The sequence below is a fragment of the Cupriavidus sp. MEYA8 genome (assembly GCF_059278825.1).
In genome coordinates this window covers 1,816,527-1,836,029 of the sequence record NZ_CM181221.1, presented here as the reverse complement: position 1 = coordinate 1,836,029, position 19,503 = coordinate 1,816,527, and the positions used below count along the sequence as shown (strand labels likewise).

General features: G+C 67.9%; 17 protein-coding genes. 6 read left to right on the top strand and 11 right to left on the bottom strand.

What is annotated here, in order from left to right:
* Positions 1 to 6 precede the first annotated feature (6 nt).
* From AC5WJ1_RS08425 to gbd, 6 genes are all read right to left on the bottom strand, one after another.
* Positions 7 to 507, bottom strand: coding sequence for a TRAP transporter small permease (locus tag AC5WJ1_RS08425; protein ID WP_116312639.1), 501 nt, complete (start codon positions 505 to 507; stop codon positions 7 to 9).
* 27 nt (positions 508 to 534) lie between these two features.
* Positions 535 to 1,476, bottom strand: coding sequence for an amidohydrolase family protein (locus AC5WJ1_RS08420; RefSeq protein ID WP_494476521.1), 942 nt, complete (start codon positions 1,474 to 1,476; stop codon positions 535 to 537).
* 10 nt (positions 1,477 to 1,486) lie between these two features.
* A complete protein-coding gene (locus tag AC5WJ1_RS08415; protein ID WP_133096196.1) occupies positions 1,487 to 2,479 on the bottom strand; it encodes a DctP family TRAP transporter solute-binding subunit in 993 nt (330 codons plus the stop codon).
* A 90-nt stretch (positions 2,480 to 2,569) separates the two neighbouring features.
* Positions 2,570 to 3,760 carry a fumarylacetoacetate hydrolase family protein gene (locus tag AC5WJ1_RS08410; RefSeq protein WP_135705291.1) on the bottom strand — a complete coding sequence of 397 codons (1,191 nt, stop codon included), beginning with the start codon at positions 3,758 to 3,760 and terminating at the stop codon, positions 2,570 to 2,572.
* Position 3,761: 1 nt separating this feature from the next.
* Complete coding sequence (locus AC5WJ1_RS08405; protein WP_195427671.1) at positions 3,762 to 4,727, bottom strand: Bug family tripartite tricarboxylate transporter substrate binding protein; 966 nt, start codon at positions 4,725 to 4,727, stop codon at positions 3,762 to 3,764.
* Between the two features lie 46 nt (positions 4,728 to 4,773).
* Complete coding sequence (gbd, locus tag AC5WJ1_RS08400) at positions 4,774 to 5,913, bottom strand: 4-hydroxybutyrate dehydrogenase (RefSeq protein ID WP_135705289.1); 1,140 nt, start codon at positions 5,911 to 5,913, stop codon at positions 4,774 to 4,776.
* 275 nt (positions 5,914 to 6,188) lie between these two features.
* Between gbd and AC5WJ1_RS08395 the strand changes: the two genes are divergently transcribed.
* The 5 genes from AC5WJ1_RS08395 to AC5WJ1_RS08375 all read left to right on the top strand — a co-directional run bounded on the left by AC5WJ1_RS08395 (position 6,189) and on the right by AC5WJ1_RS08375 (position 10,746).
* On the top strand, positions 6,189 to 6,968 hold the full coding sequence (locus AC5WJ1_RS08395) for an enoyl-CoA hydratase-related protein (protein ID WP_133096192.1): 780 nt from the start codon (positions 6,189 to 6,191) through the stop codon (positions 6,966 to 6,968).
* A 69-nt stretch (positions 6,969 to 7,037) separates the two neighbouring features.
* Positions 7,038 to 8,270, top strand: coding sequence for a CaiB/BaiF CoA transferase family protein (locus AC5WJ1_RS08390; RefSeq protein ID WP_133096191.1), 1,233 nt, complete (start codon positions 7,038 to 7,040; stop codon positions 8,268 to 8,270).
* A 59-nt stretch (positions 8,271 to 8,329) separates the two neighbouring features.
* Positions 8,330 to 9,319: a Bug family tripartite tricarboxylate transporter substrate binding protein gene (locus tag AC5WJ1_RS08385; protein WP_135705287.1), complete on the top strand. Its 990-nt coding sequence runs from the start codon at positions 8,330 to 8,332 to the stop codon at positions 9,317 to 9,319.
* A gap of 4 nt (positions 9,320 to 9,323) precedes the next feature.
* Entirely contained in the window at positions 9,324 to 10,250 is a 927-nt protein-coding gene (locus AC5WJ1_RS08380; protein ID WP_135705286.1) for an amidohydrolase family protein, read from the top strand.
* A gap of 85 nt (positions 10,251 to 10,335) precedes the next feature.
* On the top strand, positions 10,336 to 10,746 hold the full coding sequence (locus tag AC5WJ1_RS08375) for a thioesterase family protein (RefSeq protein ID WP_135705285.1): 411 nt from the start codon (positions 10,336 to 10,338) through the stop codon (positions 10,744 to 10,746).
* A 52-nt stretch (positions 10,747 to 10,798) separates the two neighbouring features.
* Here the strand turns inward: AC5WJ1_RS08375 and AC5WJ1_RS08370 are convergent, their stop codons facing one another.
* A complete protein-coding gene (locus AC5WJ1_RS08370) occupies positions 10,799 to 11,725 on the bottom strand; it encodes a transcriptional regulator GcvA (RefSeq protein ID WP_133096187.1) in 927 nt (308 codons plus the stop codon).
* A gap of 328 nt (positions 11,726 to 12,053) precedes the next feature.
* Here AC5WJ1_RS08370 and AC5WJ1_RS08365 point away from each other — a divergent pair, with 328 nt between their 5' ends.
* On the top strand, positions 12,054 to 12,521 hold the full coding sequence (locus AC5WJ1_RS08365) for a PaaI family thioesterase (protein WP_133096186.1): 468 nt from the start codon (positions 12,054 to 12,056) through the stop codon (positions 12,519 to 12,521).
* A 232-nt stretch (positions 12,522 to 12,753) separates the two neighbouring features.
* Here the strand turns inward: AC5WJ1_RS08365 and AC5WJ1_RS08360 are convergent, their stop codons facing one another.
* The 4 genes from AC5WJ1_RS08360 to acnD form a co-directional block, all read right to left on the bottom strand.
* Positions 12,754 to 13,866 carry an asparaginase gene (locus AC5WJ1_RS08360; RefSeq protein ID WP_494476520.1) on the bottom strand — a complete coding sequence of 371 codons (1,113 nt, stop codon included), beginning with the start codon at positions 13,864 to 13,866 and terminating at the stop codon, positions 12,754 to 12,756.
* 213 nt (positions 13,867 to 14,079) lie between these two features.
* Positions 14,080 to 15,534, bottom strand: a complete 1,455-nt coding sequence (locus AC5WJ1_RS08355) for a bifunctional 2-methylcitrate dehydratase/aconitate hydratase (protein WP_434032672.1) — start codon at positions 15,532 to 15,534, stop codon at positions 14,080 to 14,082.
* A 26-nt stretch (positions 15,535 to 15,560) separates the two neighbouring features.
* On the bottom strand, positions 15,561 to 16,751 hold the full coding sequence (gene prpF / locus AC5WJ1_RS08350; RefSeq protein WP_135705282.1) for a 2-methylaconitate cis-trans isomerase PrpF: 1,191 nt from the start codon (positions 16,749 to 16,751) through the stop codon (positions 15,561 to 15,563).
* Between the two features lie 131 nt (positions 16,752 to 16,882).
* A complete protein-coding gene (gene acnD / locus AC5WJ1_RS08345) occupies positions 16,883 to 19,495 on the bottom strand; it encodes a Fe/S-dependent 2-methylisocitrate dehydratase AcnD (RefSeq protein WP_494476519.1) in 2,613 nt (870 codons plus the stop codon).
* Positions 19,496 to 19,503: the final 8 nt, after the last annotated feature.

Below are 19,503 nucleotides of genomic sequence, written 5' to 3'. Positions count from 1 at the left end.
TTGCGCTTATTCGCCGGAGGCGCCGGACTGCGGCACCAGTTCATGCTGCGCCATGCGGCCGCTGGCGAGGCGCCACAGCCCGTGCAGCAGCATCGCCGCCATGCCGACGCTGCACACCAGCAGGCAGGCATAGACCACGCCCAGCGGCACGCCGGTGACGGGTGCGCGGTCGTCCATGCCGATCGCCACCAGCTGCCAGGCGCCATGGGCCAGCAGCAGGCAGCAGCCCAGCGCGCCCGCGTCGGCGAGAAGGCGGCAGGCACGCTGCCCGGTCTCGCCCAGCCGCGATACCACGGTGGACATCCCCAGGTGGGCCTTGTCATGCATCACCAGCAGGGCGCCGGTCAGCGTCAGCCACATGAAGATGAAGCGCGAGGCTTCCTCGGAGAAGGCAATGCCGGAATTGAAGACGTAGCGCAGCACCACGTTGCCAAAGACCAGCACGATCATGGCGGCCATCATGGCGACCATCGCGCCCTGGATCAGGCGCAGCGTAATTCGGTTCATGATTGAGGACTCCTGGGTGGACGGGGGTCAGCGCAGGCGTCGCGCGGTTGCCCCGATCCGGTAAAAGCGCATGACGTTGTCGTGCCAAACCGCCTGCGCGGCGGCGTCGGGCAGGCCTTCCAGCGCCGCGGCGACGGTATTGACGATTTCATGCAGCGATGCGCGCAGCCCCGACACGGGCAGGTTGCTGGCGAACATGCAGCGCTGCCAGCCGAAGATCTCCAGCGCCTGGCGGATGACGGCGATATTGCCGGCGCGATCCCACGACGCGCCCGGCAAGCCGAACTCGGACAGCTTCAGGTGCACCCCGGGCAGGCTGGCCAGCGCCGCCAGCCCGCGGCGCCAGCCGGACAGGCCCGCTTCAGTGCGGTCCCACGGCAGGCCGGTGTGTTCCACCACCACGGCAAGCCCCGGCACCGCGGCGATCGCCTCGGCGGCTTCCTCCAGATGCCACCACGGCACCCGCAGGTCCCACGCCAGGCCATGCCCGGCCAGCCGCTGCAGCCCGGAGAGCCAGCGCGGGTCCTGCAGCGTGCCGGGCTGGCCGCGCACGCTGGCATCCGCTGACTGGCTGGTGCGCGGCTTGCACCGCACGCCCCGCACCAGCGGGAAGGCCTGGTGCGCGCGCAGCTGTGCCGCCAGCGTGTCGCTGTTGAAGTCGGCATGCGCGACTACCGCATTGGGAAAGCCGTGGCGCGCGTGGACCTGATGCAGCCACGCGGTCTCGGCCACCGATTCGTCGGCATGCCGCTCGGCTTCCACGTGGACGCTGGCGGCCAGGGGCAGGCCGTCCCACTGGCGCAGGTAGTCGGCCGGATCGAAGTCCTGCCGCAGCGCGGCGTAGTCGCCAAGAAAAAACGCTGCGGCGTCGTACCGCTCCTGCAGCCAGGGATAGCGTGCCGGGCCGAGCCGCCACAGGTGGTGGTGGGCGTCGACGATGGCAGCTGGCAATGTGGACGAAGCGGACATGGCCGGCCTCCTAGCGCTGGGCGTCCATGGCGCGCAGCACGGCGTCGCCGTTCTTCTGCACGAACAGCTGGCGCGTCTCCTCGCGCACCACCTTGCGGATGCCGGCGTTGTCGGGATGCTCGTTGACCTGCACGCCCCTGGCACGCAGCGTGGCGATAGCCGCAGCCTCGTTGTCGGCGTTGAGCTTGCGCTGGTAGGTGGCGGCGGCAGCGGCCTCTTCCAGCAGCACCTTCTGGTACTCGGGCCTGAGCCCGTCGAACTTCGCCTTGTTCATCAGCACCACCAGCGCGGTATAGGCGTGGCGCGTCATCGACACGTACTTCTGCACCTCGTACATCTTGGCCGAGACCATCAGCGTGGGCGGATTCTCCTGGCCGTCGACCGCGCCGGATTCCAGCGCGCCGAAGACCTCGGCGAACGGCATCGGCTGCGGGCTCGCGCCCAGCAGCTGGAAGGCCTTGATATGCGACGGGTTGGGCGTGGTGCGGATCTTCAGGCCGCGGATGTCCTCGGCCTTGCTGACCGGTCGCTTGTTGTTGCCCAGGCTGCGGAAGCCGATCTCCCAGAAGGCCAGGCCCTTGATGCGGTGGGCGCCCAGTTCTTCCAGCAATGAACGGCCGACCGGGCCGTCCAGCACCTTGTAGGCCGAGGGGCCGTCCTCGAACTGGTAGGGCAGGTCGAGCACGTTCAGGCGTGGCGCCAGGCCGGTGACAAAGGGATTGCCGGTGGCGCCGATATCGATGGTGCCGCTGCGCACGCCGGTGACCAGGGTGGTGTCGTTGCCGAGCTGGCTGTTGGCAAAGACCTGGATCTCGACGCCGCCCTGGGTGCGCTCCCTGACCTTCTTGCTGAAGGCGAGTGCGGCCAGGTGCTGCGAATCGGTTTCCGGAACGGTATGGGCGAAGCGCAGCTTTACCGGTGCCGGTGTCTGTGCGTGTGCCTGTGCCACGCCGGCAACGGACAATAGCGCTGCCAGCACGATATGCGGGATAACGTGTTTCATGGTGTCTCCTGGGTTTTGTGATGCGGCCTGGTCGATGTGCGCCGGGCTCTCGGTGCCCCCATACAGGGGCGGATCAGGGGCGGGAGGCGATCAGGGAGGCGGATGCAGCAGGCCACGCCGGGCGAGGCTGTCCATCAGCGCGCCGATGCCGAAGGTCCACGGCGGCAGCGCGTCGCTGGTGCGGACCCAGTTCACCAGGCCGCCGAAGTGCGCCGCCGAAATGCTGACGCGGTCGCCCGGGTGATGGGTAAAGCCGGCGCCAGCTGCGTCGCGATCCTGCACCGGCGCGAACAGCGTGCCGCAGAACAGCATCATGCCGTCGGGGTATTGGTGGTGCGCGCCCATCGCATGCGCCACCAGTTCCTGCGGCGAACGGCTGATCTGCGTCATCGCGCTGGCGCCATGCAGTACGAAGCCATCCTCGCCTTCGATGGTCAGCCCGATCTCGGTCCGCGCGATCTCGTCGATGCCGAAATGCGCATCGCACAGCCGGATCCACGGGCCGATGCCGCAGGACGCGTTGTTGTCCTTGGCCTTGCCCAGCAGCAGTGCGCTGCGGCCTTCGAAGTCGCGCAGGTTGACGTCGTTGCCCAGCGCCGCGCCGACGATCTCGCCGCGCGGCGAGACCGCCAGCACCACCTCCGGCTCGGGGTTGTTCCAGGTCGATGCCGGATGCAGGCCCACATCCACGCCGGTGCCCACCGATGACAGCGGCGCGGCCTTGGTGAAGATCTCCGCGTCCGGGCCGATGCCGACTTCCAGGTATTGCGACCACAACCCCTGCGCGACCAGCACATCCTTGATGCGCATGGCTTCGGGCGAACCCGGGCGAATGGCGGCAAGGCCCGTGCCGATGATGGCGCTGACGCTCTCGCGCACCGCGGCGGCGCTGGCCGCGTCGCCGCGCGCGCGCTCCTCGATCACGCGCTCGACCAGGCTGGCGGCAAAGGTCACGCCGGCGGCCTTGACCACCTGCAGGTCGTTCGGCGCCAGCAGGTGGCGATGCTCCGGGTCCGGCCCGTGCGCGCAGGTCGAGTCGAGCCAGTCCTGCAGCAGCCCCAGCGAAGGCCCGGTGGCCTGCCGCACGCGTTCGGCGCAGTCAGGCAGCGCCAGCAGGCCGGCAATCGTGGGCGCGGTGGCCGTGATATCGAACAATTCCGCGCCGCGCACGACTACCGTCACGGGGCCCCCGCGCGGGCCGGGCAGCCACGCGCGTCCCACCAGCAAGGCGTGGTCCGCGTCGCGCGGCAGGGTTTCCTCAACCGAGATGCGTCGTGTCATGTCACACCTTCACGTTGGCGTCCTTGACCACGCGCGCCCACTTGGCGCGCTCCGTGGCGATGAACTGCGCGAAGCGCGCCGCGCTGCCGCCGCCGTCCTCGGCACCGAAGCCGGCGAGCTTGCCCGCCACGTCGGGCATCGCCAGCACCTTGTTCAGGTCCGCGTTCATGCGCTGGACCATGGCCGCGGGCAGCCCGGCGGGGCCGACCAGCCCGTACCAGGTGCCGGCATCGAAGCCGGGAAAGCCCGATTCCGCCAGCGTCGGCACATTGGGATAACTGGCCGCGCGGCGCGTGCGCGTCTGCGCGATCGCCACCACCTTGCCGCCCTGGATCTGCGGCGTGGCGGAAGTCATGGTTTCGAAGCTGAAGTCGATCTGGCCGCCGATCAGGTCGGTCAGCATCGGCGCCGAGCCGCGATACGGCACGTGCAGCGCATCCACGCCGGCGCGCAGCTTGAACATCTCCAGCGCCAGGTGCTGCGCCGCGCCGGCGCCGGACGAGCCAAAGGTGATCTTGCCCGGCTGGCTGCGGCACAGCGCGACCACGTCGGCCACCGAGCGCGCGCGCCCGCCGGTATGGCAGATCAGCAGGTTGGGCGTGACGCCGACCAGCATGACCGGCGTGAAGTCCTTCTCCACCGAGTAGCCCAGCTTCGGGTACAGGCTGGGTGCGATGGCATGGTTGCTGATATTGGTCATCAGCAGCGTGGTGCCGTCCGGCGCCTGGCGCGCGGTGTACTCGGCGGCGACCACGCCGGCGGCGCCTGGCCGGTTCTCGACGATGACCGGCACCCGCCACAGCGCCGAGAGCTGCTGCGCGATCACGCGCGCCATCACGTCGGTGCCGCCGCCGGGCGGGAATCCCACGATGATGCGGATCGGGCCGGTCGGCAGTGCCTGGGACCAGGCTGCCAGCGGCGTGGCCAAGGCGGCCGCGCCCGCGCACAGCAATGTGCGACGTCGCATGCGTTGTCTCCTGATGTTGTTGTTGGTGTAGGGAAGTGCCGGCGCCTTACAAGGACGCCTGCAGCAGCGCCAGGTAGTCCTGGGCGCTGGCCTCGCGCGGGTTGGTCTTGTGGCAGTGGTCGGCCAGCGCGTAGTCGATGACGCGCGGGAACAGCGCCGCATCGACGCCCATCTCGCGCAGGCCCGCGGGCAGGCCCAGGCGCCGGTTCATGCCGGTGATGGCCGGGGCGACGGCGCTGGCATCGGGGAGTCCCATGGCCTGCGCGATGCGCCCAAGCTTGTCATCGGCCTGCATCGACGGCGCGTCGGCGTTGAAGCGGATCACCGCCGGCAGGAGTACGGCGTTCAGGGTGCCGTGGTGCAGCGTCGGCATCAGCCCGCCCAGCGCATGGCTCAGGCTGTGCACGCAGCCCAGCCCCTTCTGGAACGCGAGCGCGCCCTGCATCGATGCGCTCATCATGGCCAGGCGCGCGGCACGGTCCTGCGGATCGCGGCGCGCGCGCTCGATATGCAGCCAGGCGCGGCGCAGGCCATCGAGCGCGATGCCGTCGGCGGGCGGGTTGAAGGCCGGCGCCATGAACGTTTCCAGGCAATGCGCAATGGCATCCATGCCGGTGGCCGCCGTCAGCATCGGCGGCAGGCCCAGCGTCAGTTCCGGATCGCAGATCGCCACGCGCGGCACCAGGTAGGGCGACAGCACGCCGACCTTGCGTCCGTCGTCGAGGATCAGCACGGCGCCGCGGCCGACTTCGCTGCCGGTGCCGGCCGTGGTGGGGATCGCGATCACCGGTGCGGTGGACGCCGTGATCCGCGCCACGCCGCCCTCGATCGCGGCGAACTGGCGCAGCGGGCCGTCGTGGGTGGCGCAGACCGCCACTCCCTTGGCCAGGTCGATCGGCGAGCCGCCGCCCACCGCGATGATGCCGTCGCAACGGTACTCGCCATAGAGGCGCATGGCCTCGCGCATGGCGGCTTCGGTCGGGTTGGACGGCGTGCCGTCGTAGATCACCGCCTCGCAGCCGGGGCGCAGCTGCTCCAGCACGCGCTGCACGATGCCGGCGGCCTTGACGCCGGCGTCGGTGACCACCAGCGGGCGCGTGATGCCGATGCGTTCGCATTCCTGGGCCAGCAGCCCGATCGCGCCGAAGTCGATCTGGATCTGGGTGATGTAGTGGATCAGGGCCATCTTGTCTCCATGCTGTGTGGGGTGGGCCGGACGCTGCGGGGCGGGCCGGCTGCATTGGTGACGAAGTCTAGGAACAAGGGGCGCGGGTCACAACGTGGATTTACTTGAAGCAACCCCAAGAAAAACTCACAGCACCGGACGCCTAGTTTTTCTTGAAGCGGCGCTGAGATTTTCTCGTTTTGCGGCGCGCGGCGCGGGCCCTAGACTGGCGCAGACCAGCCGGATTCCGGACCACCGCCCGCACCCGACGGGCCTCCTCCACACCAACGACAACCATGAGACAACCCATCCTGATCGAGCGCGACGCGCAGGTCGCCACCATCACGCTGAACAATCCGGACAAGCTCAATGCCATGGACCTGTCCATGTGGCAGGGCCTGACTCAAGCCATCCAGGGCCTGTCGGCCGACGACACGCTGCGCTGCGTGGTGCTGCGCGGCGCCGGCGACAAGGCCTTCGCCGCCGGCGCCGACATCGCCGAGTTCGACACCATGCGCGCCAACGCCGCGCAGGCGCAGCAGTACGGCGTGATCACCAACGCCACCATGCGCGCCATCGCCGAATGCCGGCACCCGACCATCGCGCTGATCCAGGGCGCCTGCGTCGGCGGCGGGCTGGAAATCGCGTCGATGTGCGACCTGCGCATCTGCGGCAGGTCGAGCCGCTTCGGCGTGCCGGTCAACCGGCTCGGGCTGGTGATGTCGTATGGCGAACTCGGCGGGCTGGTGGCGCTGGCGGGACCGGCGACCGCGCTGGAAATCGTCCTGGAGGGCCGCGTATTCGATGCCGACGAGGCCCTGCACAAGCGCCTGGTCAACCGCGTGGTGGCAGACGAGGCCGTGCCGGACGAAGCCTACGCGGCGGCACGGCGCATTGCCGCCGGCGCGCCGCTGGTGGCGCGCTGGCACAAGCAGTTCGTGCGCAGGCTGCTCGACCCCACGCCGCTGCGTCCGGAAGAGCATGCCGAGTCCTATGCCTGCTTCGATACCGAGGATTTCCGCATCGGCCACCGCGCCTTCATCGACAAGACCCGGCCGCAGTTCGTGGGCCGTTGAAAACACCTTCACTCCAAGCACCGCGGCGCCGCCATTTCCATGCGGCCGCTCCAACCTCAGGTGGTATCCATGAATTTGCCGTTATCGAAAATCAAGGTCCTGGACGTCAGCCAGATCATGGCGGGTCCGTTCTGCTGCATGCTGCTGGGCGACATGGGCGCCGACGTCATCAAGGTCGAAGCGCCGGGCGCCGGCGACCAGACCCGCAAGTCGATGGGCTTCCGGCTCAAGGGCGACGACAGCGGCGGCTTCCTGGCGCTGAACCGCAACAAGCGCAGTGTCGAGATCGACCTGAAGAACCCGGCCGGCCTCGAGGCCTTCTATGAACTGGTGCGCGGCGCCGACGTGCTGGTGGAGAACAACCGTCCGGGCGTGGCCGCTCGCCTGAAGATCGACTATGCGGTGCTGCGCGAGATCAACCCGCGCCTGGTCTATGCCAGCATCTCCGGCTTCGGCCAGACCGGGCCGTGGTCGCGGCGCCCGGGGCTGGACCTGATCGCGCAGGCCATGTCCGGCGTGATGAGCGTGATGGGCCACCCGGACGCGCCGCCGGTCAAGGCCAGCGTGCCGATCGCCGACCTGGGGGCCGGTCTGTTCACCGCCTATGGCGTGCTCAGCGCGCTGATGGGGCGCGAGCATACCGGGCAGGGGCAATACGTGGATGCATCGCTGTTCGAGACGGCGCTGGGGCTGTCGGTGTGGGAGTCGGCCGAGTTCTGGGGCACCGGCGACGTGCCGGTGCCGATCGGCAGCGCCAACCGCATGAGCGCGCCGTACCAGGCGGTGCGGGCCGCCGACCGGCATTTTGTCATCGGCGCGGCCAATCCCAAGCTGTGGGCCGCGCTGTGCGAGGTGATCGAGCGGCCCGACCTGCTTGCCGACCCGCGCTTTACCGACAACGCCGCCCGCATCCGCAACCGCGCCGCGCTGATCCCTGAAATTGAGGCAGAATTCGCGCGCAAGCCGGCGGCGCAGTGGGTCGATGCGCTGCTCGCGGCCGGTGTGCCGGCGGCGCCGATCTTCACCTACGACGAAGCGCTGGCCAGCGAACAGGCGGTGGCGCGGGACATGGTGCTGGAGATCGACCACCCGGTCGAAGGGCGGGTCAAGGCGCTGGGCTTTCCGGTCAAGCTGAGCGGCACGCCGCAGCAGGTGCGCTATCCGGCGCCGCTGCTGGGCCAGCATACCGATGAAGTGCTGGGGGAGTTCGGCCTGGACGCCGCCACCGTCACGCGGCTGCGGGCGCAGGGGGCGTTCGGCGCACCGGCCCGCGCACAGGAACTGGAACGCGGCGCCGCCTGAGCGCACCGCGGCCATCATCCATACCGATCATCTATACCGATAAAAGACAGGAGACAACCATGACGATTTCACGTTCGCTGATGCGGCGCTGGGCGATGCCCGTGGCCGTGGTGCTGGGGCTGCCGGCCCTGTTGGGCGGCGCGGCCACGGCGAGTGCGGAAACCTACCCCAGCCGGCGCATCGAGCTGATCGTGCCGTGGCAGGCAGGCGGCGGGGCGGACGTGGTAGCGCGCGCGCTGTCCGCCGCGGCCGCGAAACACCTGCCGCAGCCGATCGTCGTCATCAACAAGCCGGGTGCTACCGGCTCGGTAGGCCTGGGCGAAGTGGTCCACGCGAAGCCGGACGGCTACAAGCTGGTGCTGTCGTCCAGCGAGCTGACCTTCCTGAACTACCTCGGGCTGGCCAAGTTCACTTACCAGGACCTGGTCCCCATCGCACGCCTGAACGCGGACCCGGCCGCCGTGGCGGTCCGGGCCGAGGCGCCGTGGAGCACGATCGAGCAGTTTGTCGCCGATGCGCGCAAGCCGGACGCCAATATCCGCGTGGGTAATGCCGGGCAGGGCTCCGCATGGCATATGGCAGCCGCCGCGCTGGCAGACAAGACCGGCGCGAAGTTCAACCATATCCCCTATGCCGGCGGTGCTCCCGCCACGCTCGCGCTGCTGGGCGGGCATATCGACGCGGTCACGGTCAGCACGGCGGAGGTCTTCACGCATGTCGCCGCGGGCAAGCTCAAGGTGCTGGCGGTGATGGCCGACAAGCGGGTCAGCGGCTTCGAGAACGTGCCCACGCTGAAGGAGCGCAATATCGACCTGTCGATGGGGATCTGGCGCGGCATCTCGGCACCGAAGGGCACGCCGCCGGAGGTGATCGCGGTACTGAAGACGGCGATCGCGAAATCCGTGCAGGAGCCGGTGATGCGCCAGACGCTGGAGAAGCTGCATTTCAGCACCGATACCTATGCCGATGACGTGACGCTGCAGGCGGCCATGGTGAAGGAGTCGGCGCAGTTCAAGCAGCTCGCTAGCCGCATCAGCGTCAAGGAGTAGGCCCATGCGCGACACACCCGCGGCGGGCGCGGCGTCCGTCGAGCCCTTTATCGACGCGCACCAGCATTTCTGGAACCTGGCGATCAACCCGTACCCGTGGCTGCAGGGCGAAACGGTGCCGAACTTCCGCTATGGCGACTATTCGGCGCTGCGCAGGAGCTACCTTCCCGAGGATCTCGCCCGCGATACGGCTGGCTGCGCGCCGGTGAAGACGGTGCATGTCGAAGCCGAATGGGCGCGCGCCAATCCCGTCGACGAGACCGCCTGGCTGACGCAGCTCGCCGCGCAGACGGGACGGCCAACGGTGATCGTCGGCCATGCCCAGCTTGACCGCGGCGATGTCGAGGAAGTGCTGGCAGGCCATGCCGCCTGCGCGATGATGCGCGGCATCCGCAACAAGCCGGTGACCGCGGCGCGGCGCGAGGATGCGCGGCGCGGCGTGCCGGGCTCGATGGACGATGAGCGCTGGCGGCGTGGCTATGCGTTGCTGGCCCGGCATGGCATGTCCTTCGACCTGCAGGCGCCGTGGTGGGACCTGGATCAGGCGGCTGCGCTGGCACGGGATTTCCCGGGCACGCAGCTGATCCTGAACCATACCGGGCTGCCGGCCGACCGCACTGAAGCCGGCCTGGCCGGCTGGCGTGCCGCGATGGCCGAGCTGGCCGGGCAGCCCAATGTCGCCGTGAAGATCTCGGGCCTGGGATTGCCGGGAAAACCCTGGACGCAGGCCGACAATGTGCCGGTGATCCGCGACGCCATCGCCATCTTCGGCGCGCAACGCTGCATGTTCGCCAGCAACTATCCGGTGGACAGCCTGGTGGCAAGCTACGACACCATCGTGGCAGGCTTCCGCGCCGCCATCGCCATCTATCCGCCCGAACAGCAGCGCGCGCTGTGGCACGACAACGCCGCGCGCTGCTATCGCCTGTAGCCATGCAGTGCAAGGATCCGCCACCCGCACGGCTCGCGCCTTGGCGGCGCGGGCGGATTCGTCCCTACACTTGAAAGGACCACTTATGAAGAACGGATTGGAACCGGGCGCGACCTGCGCGCGCACGCTGACGGTCGACCGCCAGCGCACCATCGATTTCCTCGGCGAAAGCCTGCGCATCTACGCCACGCCCGAGCTGGTACGCGATATCGAACAGACTTGCCTCCATTTCCTGCAAGGCTTTCTCGATGACGGCGAAAGCTCGGTGGGCGCGGAAGTGTCGGTGCAACACACCGGGGCCACGCCGCTGGGCGGCGAGGTGCGCATCCACGCCGAGATCACGGCCATCGATGGCCGCAGTGTCACCTTCAGCGTGACCGCCGACGATGCGGTGGAGCGGGTTTGCAGCGGCACGCATCGCCGCTTCGTGGTCGATGTCGAGCGCTTGCGCGCACGCGTGCAGAAGAAGGCGGCATCGATGCCCGCCGCGGCCTGACCTCGCGCGGCCAGGCGCGTGCAGCTTGCGGGACGCGCCCCGCAAGCTGTGCTCAGACGGGGGCCGGCTGCTGCTGGTCCGCCGACACTTCCGCGCGGATCCAGTCGGTGAAGCTGCGGATGCGGCGATCCTCCAGCCGCTCCTTCGGGAACACCACGAAGTAAGAGAACTCGACCGGCAGCCGGATCGATTCGAACAGGCGCACCAGGCGGCCTTCAGCCAGGTCCTGCTCGATCCAGTTCTTCTTCACCAGCGCCACGCCCAGGCCATTGAGCGCGGCGTTGATGACCAGGTGGCTCGGCCAGAACGACGGCCCGCGGCTGGCGTCGACATCGGTCACGCCGGCGTGCTCCAGCCACATCGCCCAGTCAGGGTTGCTCACGTCCGTATACGTGCTGTCGTCGTGCAGCAGCGTATGGTGCTTCAGGTCGGACGGTGTCTCGAGCGGCTGCGAACCTTGCAGCAGCGCCGGACTGCACACGGGAATGACTTCGACCGCCATGCACAGCTCGCAGTGCAGGCCGGGGTAATCGCCGCGGCCATAGCGGATCGCCATGTCGAAATCGTCGCGCTCGAAGTCGATGCGATGGTTCGAGGTGGACACCTTCAGGTCGATGTCCGGGTGCGCCTTCATGAAGCGGTCCATGCGCGGGATCAGCCATTTGACCGCGAACGTAGGCGGCATGTTGACCTTCAGCGCCGGGCGGTCCTTGCTGTGCAGGCGGTGCGTGGCATCGGCGAGTTGCTTGAAGGCCAGCTGCACGCTGGGCAGGTAGGCGTTGCCGGCCGGTGTCAGCACCAGCGCCTTGGCCTCGCGGATAAACAGCTGCACGCCCAGGCTTTCTTCCAGTGCCTTGATCTGGTGGCTGACCGCCGACGGTGTGACGAACAATTCCTCCGCGGCCCGCGTGAAGCTCAGATGCCGGGCAGCCACTTCGAACGCCCTGAGCGGGTTGAGTGGGGGAATCTGTCTCGACATAGCGGGGGTACGCAATCCTGTAGATGCCTTGCCGGCATGCGGGGTGCTGAGGCACCGGCAAGCCGCTGCACGATAGCATTCGTGCCCGGGCATGGGAATAGGGGCCTGTCCCCGTGTAGGTGTATTCACAGCCGCTGCGTTTTCATCCGGCCGCGTAGCGGGGCAAATGCCCGGATCTGGCCGCTCCGTGATGTGCGCGATATGAGCCATGCTGCGCATCGGCGGCGCCATTGCCGCACAACTATGTGCGACGTAATTGAGCCGCTCGCAGCATTCCCCTACGCTGGCTGGCATAGCCTCGATCACTGACCACCTGAAGGAGCGCCCCATGCCGCAAGCCATCGCCACTCTCGCACCGTCGCGCCGCGATGCCATCGTCGACCCCCGCATGCACGCAATGATCGACAACATCCTGCTTGGCTCTCCGGTCGCGCGGGCGCTGGGCGTGCGGCTGGCGAGCCTGGCGCCCGAACACGTTGAGCTGGAGATGCCGTTCTTGCCGACCAACGTGACCCATGGCAGCACCGTGCACGGCGGGGTGATCGCCACGCTGATCGATATTGCCGGCGCGGCGGCGGCAGCGTCCGGCGCCAGTGCCGACGAAGTGAAGGGTGGGGCGACCAGTTCGCTGTCGATCCAGTACCTTGCGCCGGCGCAGGGGGCGGCATTGCGCGCCGTGGCAACGGTGGTGCGGCGCGGCCGGCGGCAGGTGGCGACAGAGGTGTCGGTCTACGCCGAGGCCGCTGACGAAGGCGTGCTGGTGGCTAAAGCGTTGATGAGCAGCGCCATGTTCTGAGTCGCCGGGCCAGCGCAAGAGCGCTGGCGTCTCCTTCAAAAACGCAATTAACCGCCAGAACTGCTTCTCCACACCAAGGCGCGCCAGCGCACTGGCGCGATCCGCTTCCATCAAAAGCGGGCGGCTTGTGGAGGAATCGATGCAGAGCAAGACCCTGTCCCGCAAGCAGGAAAGGGCTCGCCGGAGAGGGCGGGGCGCGTAGGGTATCGACCCGGCCACGCCCACGCCGCCATCAATACTTCCAGAAAATCTGCTGCAGCGCCTTCGCGTCGTTGGTCTTGGTCAGCGCCAGCGCCATCAGGATGCGCGCCTTCTGCGGCAGCTGGTCGTCGGTGACGATCCAGTCGTACTTGTCGTCCGGCTGCTCCGCATTGCGGATCACCACGCCGCTGCCGGTGCGGGAGGCACGCACGATCTGCACGCCCTTGGCGCGCGCCGCCTTGAGCGGCTCGACCATGTAGTCGCCGACGCTGCCGTTGCCGGTGGCGGCGTAGACGATGGCCTTGGCGCCGTTCTTCACCGCGGCATCGATGCTGGCCGGGTTGACGTTGCCGTAGGCATAGACCACGGCCACTTCAGGCAGCTTGTCGATCTTGTCGATATCCCACTCGGTCTGCAGCGTGTGCGGGCGCGCCGGCAGGCGGTAGAACAGCGAGCGGCCTTCCACCACGTAGCCCAGCGGGCCGAACTGCGAGCGGAACGTCTCGGCCTTGAAGGTATTGCTCTTGGTGACGTCGCGGCCCGTGTGGATCTCGTCGTTCAGCACCACCAGCGTGCCTTTGCCCTTCGATGCCGGATTGGAGGCCACCAGCACCGCGTCATAGAGGTTGAGCGCGCCGTCCGCGCCCAGCGCCGTGCCCGGGCGCATCGAGCCGACCACCACCACCGGCTTGTCGCTCTTCAGCGTCAGGTTGAGGAAGTACGCGGTTTCCTCGATGGTATCGGTGCCGTGCGTGATGACGATGCCGTCGACGTCAGGCTGCTTGAGCAGCTCCGACACGCGCTTGCCCAGCTTCAGCAGGCGTTCGTTGTTGAAGCTTTCCGAGCCGATCTGGAAGATCTGCTCGCCCTTGACGTTGGCGACCTTGGAGACTTCCGGGACCGAGGCGATGATCTTGTCGACCGGCACCACGGCGGACTGGTAGGCCGCGGTATTGATGGCCGAGGCGCCGGCGCCGGCAATGGTGCCGCCGGTACCGATGATGACGATATTGGCCTTGCGGGCTTCGGCCTGGGCCGTGGCCGGCGCGGCGGCCGTTGCCGGCTGTGCATGGGCCGTAGCGGTGATCAGGCTGGCGGAAAGCAGGGCAGCGGCCAGCGTAGTGGCGCGGGCAAAGTTCTTCATGGTTCTCCTCGGATGTTATACGGACGTGTAGGCACGTACAGGCACGATCGGAACGGCACTGCAGACCTTGTGGGTGGTGCGGTGCGGTCCGTCTTCCTTCGACGGCTTGCCGCCGCGGGCGCGAGAGCGCCGGGCGGGCAGCGGCTGAGACTATACGTTAGGAGAATCTTCAGGGGTTATGCCGATTCGGCATGAAACACCGTACCCGATAACCTAAATCGCATACATATCGAGGTAGTCGTTCACGGCTATCGCCTCCAAGCGAGCCTGGTCCAGCGATACCGCCAGGATCGCCTGCTGCTGCTTCGGCGGGAAACGCCGCGCCAGGTTGGTGCGGAATTTCTCCACCAGCAGCGGGATGCCTTCGGCGCGCCGGCGCTTGTGCCCGAGGGGATATTCGACCAGCACTTCGTCCAGCACGGTGCCGTCGTTCAGCGTGACGGTCAGTGCATTGGCGATCGAGCGCTTGTCCGGGTCGTGGTAGTCATGCGTCAGCGCGGGGTCTTCCCGGCAGGCGATCCTGCCGCGCAGCGCGTCGATGCGCGGATCGGCCGCGACGTCATCCTCATAGTCCGCGGCGGTCAGGCGGCCGAACAGCAATGGCACCGCCACCATGTACTGGATGCAATGGTCGCGGTCGGCGGGATTGCTGAGCGGGCCCTTCTTGTCGATGATGCGCAGGCAGGCCTCGTGGGTGCGGATGGTGATGGCTGCAATATCCGCCGCCGAGCGCCCTGCGCGCGCGAGCGCCCCATGCAGCTGCATGGCGGCTTCCACCGCCGTCTGTGCATGAAACTCGGCGGGGAACGAGATCTTGAACAGCACGTTCTCCATCACGTACGAGCCGTAGGGCCGCTGGAACCTGAACGGCTGGCCCTTGAACAGCACGTCATAGAAGCCCCAGGTCTTTGCCGTCAGCGCCGACGGGTAGCCCATTTCCCCGGTGCGCGCGATCAGCGCCAGACGCACCGCGCGGCTGGTGGCATCGCCCGCGGCCCAGCTCTTGCGGCTGCCGGTATTGGGCGCATGGCGATAGGTGCGCAGGCTCTGGCCATCGACCCAGGCTAGCGAGACCGCATTGATGATCTCGTCGCGCGTCAGCCCCAGCATCTGCGCGACCACGGCAGTGGAGGCCACCTTGACCAGCACCACGTGGTCCAGCCCCACTTGGTTGAACGAGTTCTCCAGCGCGATGCAGCCCTGGATCTCATGCGCCTTGATCATGGCCGTGAGCACGGCCTTCATCGTCAGCGGCTTGCGGCCGGCGGCGAGGTTATTGCGCGAGATCCAGTCGGCGGTGGCCAGGATGCCGCCGAGGTTGTCGGACGGATGGCCCCATTCGGCCGCCAGCCAGGTGTCGTTGAAATCCAGCCAGCGGATCATCGTGCCGAGGTTGAACGCGGCCTGGACCGGGTCGAGCTGGAACTGGGTGCCGGGCACGCGCGCGCCGTTGGGCACGATCGTGCCCGGGACGATGGGGCCGAGCAGCTTGGTGCAGGCCGGGTAGGACAGGGCTTCGAGCCCGCAACCGAGCGTGTCGATCAGGCAGTTGCGGGCGGTATCGTAGGCGAGGCCGCTCTTGATCTCGTAGCGGGTGACATAGTCGGCGATGTCGACCAGCACCTGGTCCGGATCGGGGCGTTGCGCGGATGGCGTGCCGGTGGACATGAACGGCCTCGCGGGAGGGGCTCAGCTCAGAACGCGTCGCCCGGCACGCGCACCCAGCCTTCCATCAGCACGCGCGCGCTGCGGCTCATGATGGCCTTCTTTACGACCCATTCGCCATCGGCCTGCTGCGCCTCGGCGCCCACGCGCAGCGTGCCGGACGGGTGCCCGAAACGCACCGCGTTGCGTTCGCCACCGCCGGCAGCCAGGTTGACCAGCGTGCCGGGGATGGCCGCCGCGGTGCCGATGGCAACGGCTGCCGTGCCCATCATTGCGTGGTGCAGCTTGCCCATGGAGAGCGCGCGCACCAGCAGGTCCACGTCGGCCGCTGCCACCTTCTTGCCGCTGGAGGCGGTGTAGTCCACCGGCCTGGCCACGAAGGCCACCTTGGGCGTGTGCTGGCGCTTGGCGGCCTCGTCCACGTCCTTGATCAGGCCCATGCGCAGCGCGCCGTAGGCACGGATGGTCTCGAACATCGCCAGCGCCCTGGTGTCGCTGTTGATGGCGTCCTGCAGTTCGGTGCCCGTATAGCCGATGCTCTCCGCATTGACGAAGATGGTCGGGATGCCGGCGTTGATCATGGTCGCCTTGAGCGTGCCGACGCCCGGCACCTCCAGGTCGTCGACCACGTTGCCGGTCGGGAACATCGCGCCGCCGGCGCCTTCTTCCTCGGCGGCGGGGTCCATGAACTCGAGCTGCACTTCGGCGGCGGGGAAGGTCACGCCGTCGAGCTCGAAGTCACCGGTTTCCTGCACTTCACCGTTGGTGATGGGCACGTGGCCGATGATGGTCTTGCCGATATTGGCTTGCCAGATGCGCACGACAGCGATGCCATTCTGCGGGATGCGGCTGGGGTCGACCAGGCCGGCGCTGATGGCGAACGGGCCGACCGCTGCGGACAGGTTGCCGCAGTTGCCGCTCCAGTCGACGAAGGACTGGTCGATCGAGACCTGGCCGAACAGGTAGTCGACATCGTGGTCCGGGCGCGTGCTCTTCGACACGATCACGGTCTTGCTGGTGCTGGAGGTGGCACCGCCCATGCCGTCGATCTGCTTGCCGTACGGGTCGGGGCTGCCGATCACGCGCATCAGCAGCGCGTCGCGGGCAGGGCCGGGGACCTGCGCGGTCTCGGGCAGGTCTTGCAGGCGGAAGAACACGCCCTTGCTGGTGCCGCCACGGATGTAGGTGGCGGGGATCTTGATCTGGGGTACGTGGGCCATGGAGTCTTTAGTCCTGGTTAGGCCGGGGGCCTTTGCACAGCTTACGAATCGAATGCGGGGAAGCAAAGCGTAGCGCTTGTTTTCTCCCCTCTCCCGCAAGCGGGAGAGGGGAGAAAACCGGCAGCAGTGGTTTACGCCGCCGCCTTGCTCGACTCCAAAAAGTCCTGCGCAAACCGCTGCAGCACACCGCCAGCCTCATAGATCGACACTTCCTCGTCGCTGTCGAGACGGCACGTCACCGGCACTTCGATGCGCTCGCCATTCTTGCGATGCACCACCAGCGTCAGCGTGGCGCGCGGCTGGCGTTCGCCGATCACGTCATAGGTCTCGGTGCCGTCCAGCCCCAGCGTCAGGCGGTTCACGCCCGGCTTGAACTCCAGCGGCAGCACGCCCATGCCGATCAGGTTGGTGCGGTGGATGCGCTCGAAGCCCTCGGCCACGATCACTTCCACGCCGGCCAGGCGCACGCCCTTGGCGGCCCAGTCGCGCGACGAGCCCTGGCCATAGTCCGCGCCGGCGATGATGATCAGCGGCTGCTTGCGGTCCATGTAGGTCTCGATGGCTTCCCACATGCGCACGACCTTGCCTTCCGGCTCGATGCGCGCCAGCGAACCCTTCTTGACCTGGCCATCGACCACGGCCATTTCATTGATCAGCGTCGGGTTGGCGAAGGTGGCGCGCTGCGCGGTCAGGTGGTCGCCGCGGTGCGTCGCGTACGAGTTGAAGTCCTCTTCCGGCAGGCCCATCCTGGCCAGGTACTCGCCAGCCGCGCTGTTCAGCAGGATCGCGTTCGACGGCGACAGGTGGTCGGTGGTGATGTTGTCGCCCAGCACCGCCAGCGGACGCAGGCCCTGCAGCGTGCGCTCGCCGGCCAGCGCGCCTTCCCAGTACGGCGGGCGGCGGATATAGGTGCTTTGCGGGCGCCAGTCATACAGCGGCGCGGCGCTCTCGCCGGTTTCCGCGGTCAGCGCGAACATCGGCTCGTAGACCTTGCGGAACTGCTCGGGCTTGACGCTCTGCCTGACGATCGCGTCGATCTCTTCGTCGGTCGGCCAGATGTCCTTCAGGTAGACCGGCTTGCCGTCCTGGTCCGTGCCCAGCACATCCTTTTCGATATCGAAGCGGATGGTGCCGGCGATGGCGTAGGCGACCACCAGCGGCGGCGAGGCCAGGAAGGCCTGCTTGGCGTACGGGTGGATGCGGCCGTCGAAGTTGCGGTTGCCGGACAGCACCGCGGTGGCATACAGGTCGCGGTCGATGATTTCCTGCTGGATCTTCGGGTCGAGCGCGCCGGACATGCCGTTACAGGTGGTGCAGGCGAAGGCGACGATGCCGAAGCCGAGCTTTTCCAGGTCAGGCAGCAGGTTGGCTTCTTCCAGGTACAGCTCGACCGCCTTGGAGCCAGGCGCCAGCGACGACTTGACCCACGGCTTGCGCGCCAGGCCGCGCGCGTTGGCGTTGCGCGCCAGCAGCGCCGCGGCGATCACGTTGCGCGGGTTGCTGGTGTTGGTGCAGCTGGTGATGGCGGCGATGATCACCGCGCCATCGGGCATCAGCCCTTCGGCTTCCTGCGCGCGGGCCTTGTCCAGGTCCACGGCGATGCCGCGCTCGGCCAGCGCCGAGGTCGGCAGGCGCTTGTGCGGGTTGGACGGGCCGGCCATGTTGCGCACCACGCTCGACAGGTCGAACTTCAGCACGCGCTCGTATTCGGCGTTCTGCAGCGAATCCGCCCACAGGCCCGCGGCCCTGGCGTACGTTTCGACCAGCTTGAGCTGCTCGTCGGTGCGGCCGGTCAGGCGCAGGTATTCGATGGTCTGCTCGTCGATGAAGAACATCGCCGCGGTGGCGCCGTATTCCGGCGCCATGTTGGAGATGGTGGCGCGGTCGCCGAGCGTCAGGCTGGAGGCGCCTTCGCCGCGGAATTCCAGGTAGGCGCCGACCACCTTTTCCTTGCGCAGGAATTCGGTCAGGGCCAGCACGATGTCGGTGGCGGTGATGCCGGGCTGGCGCTTGCCGGTCAGCTCGACGCCGACGATATCCGGCAGGCGCATCCACGAGGCGCGGCCGAGCATCACGTTCTCGGCTTCCAGGCCGCCCACGCCAATGGCGATCACGCCCAGCGCATCGACGTGCGGGGTGTGGCTGTCGGTGCCGACGCAGGTATCCGGATAGGCCACGCCATTGTCAGCGTGGATCACCGGCGACATCTTCTCCAGGTTGATCTGGTGCATGATGCCGTTGCCCGGCGGGATCACATCGACGTTCTTGAACGCCTTCTTGGTCCAGTCGATGAAATGGAAGCGGTCTTCGTTGCGGCGGTCTTCGATGGCGCGGTTCTTCTCGAACGCCTGCGGGTCGAAGCCACCGCATTCCACCGCCAGCGAGTGGTCGACGATCAGCTGCACCGGAACCACCGGGTTGACCTTGGCGGGGTCGCCGCCCTGGTCGGCAATGGCGTCGCGCAGGCCGGCCAGGTCCACCAGAGCGGTCTGGCCCAGGATGTCGTGGCACACCACGCGCGCCGGGAACCACGGGAAGTCGAGGTCGCGCTTGCGCTCGATCAGTTGCTTGAGCGAATCCGTCAGCGTGGCGGGATCGCAGCGGCGCACCAGGTTTTCTGCCAGCACGCGCGACGTGTACGGCAGCTTGTCGTAGGCACCCGGCTGGATGGCCTCGACCGCGGCGCGCGCGTCGAAGTAATCCAGCTTGGTGCCCGGTAGCGGTTTGCGGTTTGCAGAATTCATGGTGTAGG

Bases quoted from the DNA above. Each gene is read 5' to 3' on its own strand.
- AC5WJ1_RS08405 (WP_195427671.1), bottom strand. From the start codon at position 4,727: ATGCGACGTCGCACATTGCTGTGCGCGGGCGCGGCCGCCTTGGCCACG.
- AC5WJ1_RS08410 (WP_135705291.1), bottom strand. From the start codon at position 3,760: ATGACACGACGCATCTCGGTTGAGGAAACCCTGCCGCGCGACGCGGAC.
- AC5WJ1_RS08360 (WP_494476520.1), bottom strand. From the start codon at position 13,866: ATGAAGAACTTTGCCCGCGCCACTACGCTGGCCGCTGCCCTGCTTTCC.
- prpF (WP_135705282.1), bottom strand. From the start codon at position 16,751: ATGGCCCACGTACCCCAGATCAAGATCCCCGCCACCTACATCCGTGGC.
- AC5WJ1_RS08375 (WP_135705285.1), top strand. From the start codon at position 10,336: ATGAAGAACGGATTGGAACCGGGCGCGACCTGCGCGCGCACGCTGACG.
- AC5WJ1_RS08425 (WP_116312639.1), bottom strand. From the start codon at position 507: ATGAACCGAATTACGCTGCGCCTGATCCAGGGCGCGATGGTCGCCATG.
- AC5WJ1_RS08420 (WP_494476521.1), bottom strand. From the start codon at position 1,476: ATGTCCGCTTCGTCCACATTGCCAGCTGCCATCGTCGACGCCCACCAC.
- AC5WJ1_RS08385 (WP_135705287.1), top strand. From the start codon at position 8,330: ATGACGATTTCACGTTCGCTGATGCGGCGCTGGGCGATGCCCGTGGCC.
- acnD (WP_494476519.1), bottom strand. From the start codon at position 19,495: ATGAATTCTGCAAACCGCAAACCGCTACCGGGCACCAAGCTGGATTAC.
- AC5WJ1_RS08370 (WP_133096187.1), bottom strand. From the start codon at position 11,725: ATGTCGAGACAGATTCCCCCACTCAACCCGCTCAGGGCGTTCGAAGTG.
- AC5WJ1_RS08395 (WP_133096192.1), top strand. From the start codon at position 6,189: ATGAGACAACCCATCCTGATCGAGCGCGACGCGCAGGTCGCCACCATC.
- gbd (WP_135705289.1), bottom strand. From the start codon at position 5,913: ATGGCCCTGATCCACTACATCACCCAGATCCAGATCGACTTCGGCGCG.
- AC5WJ1_RS08415 (WP_133096196.1), bottom strand. From the start codon at position 2,479: ATGAAACACGTTATCCCGCATATCGTGCTGGCAGCGCTATTGTCCGTT.
- AC5WJ1_RS08355 (WP_434032672.1), bottom strand. From the start codon at position 15,534: ATGTCCACCGGCACGCCATCCGCGCAACGCCCCGATCCGGACCAGGTG.
- AC5WJ1_RS08380 (WP_135705286.1), top strand. From the start codon at position 9,324: ATGCGCGACACACCCGCGGCGGGCGCGGCGTCCGTCGAGCCCTTTATC.
- AC5WJ1_RS08390 (WP_133096191.1), top strand. From the start codon at position 7,038: ATGAATTTGCCGTTATCGAAAATCAAGGTCCTGGACGTCAGCCAGATC.
- AC5WJ1_RS08365 (WP_133096186.1), top strand. From the start codon at position 12,054: ATGCCGCAAGCCATCGCCACTCTCGCACCGTCGCGCCGCGATGCCATC.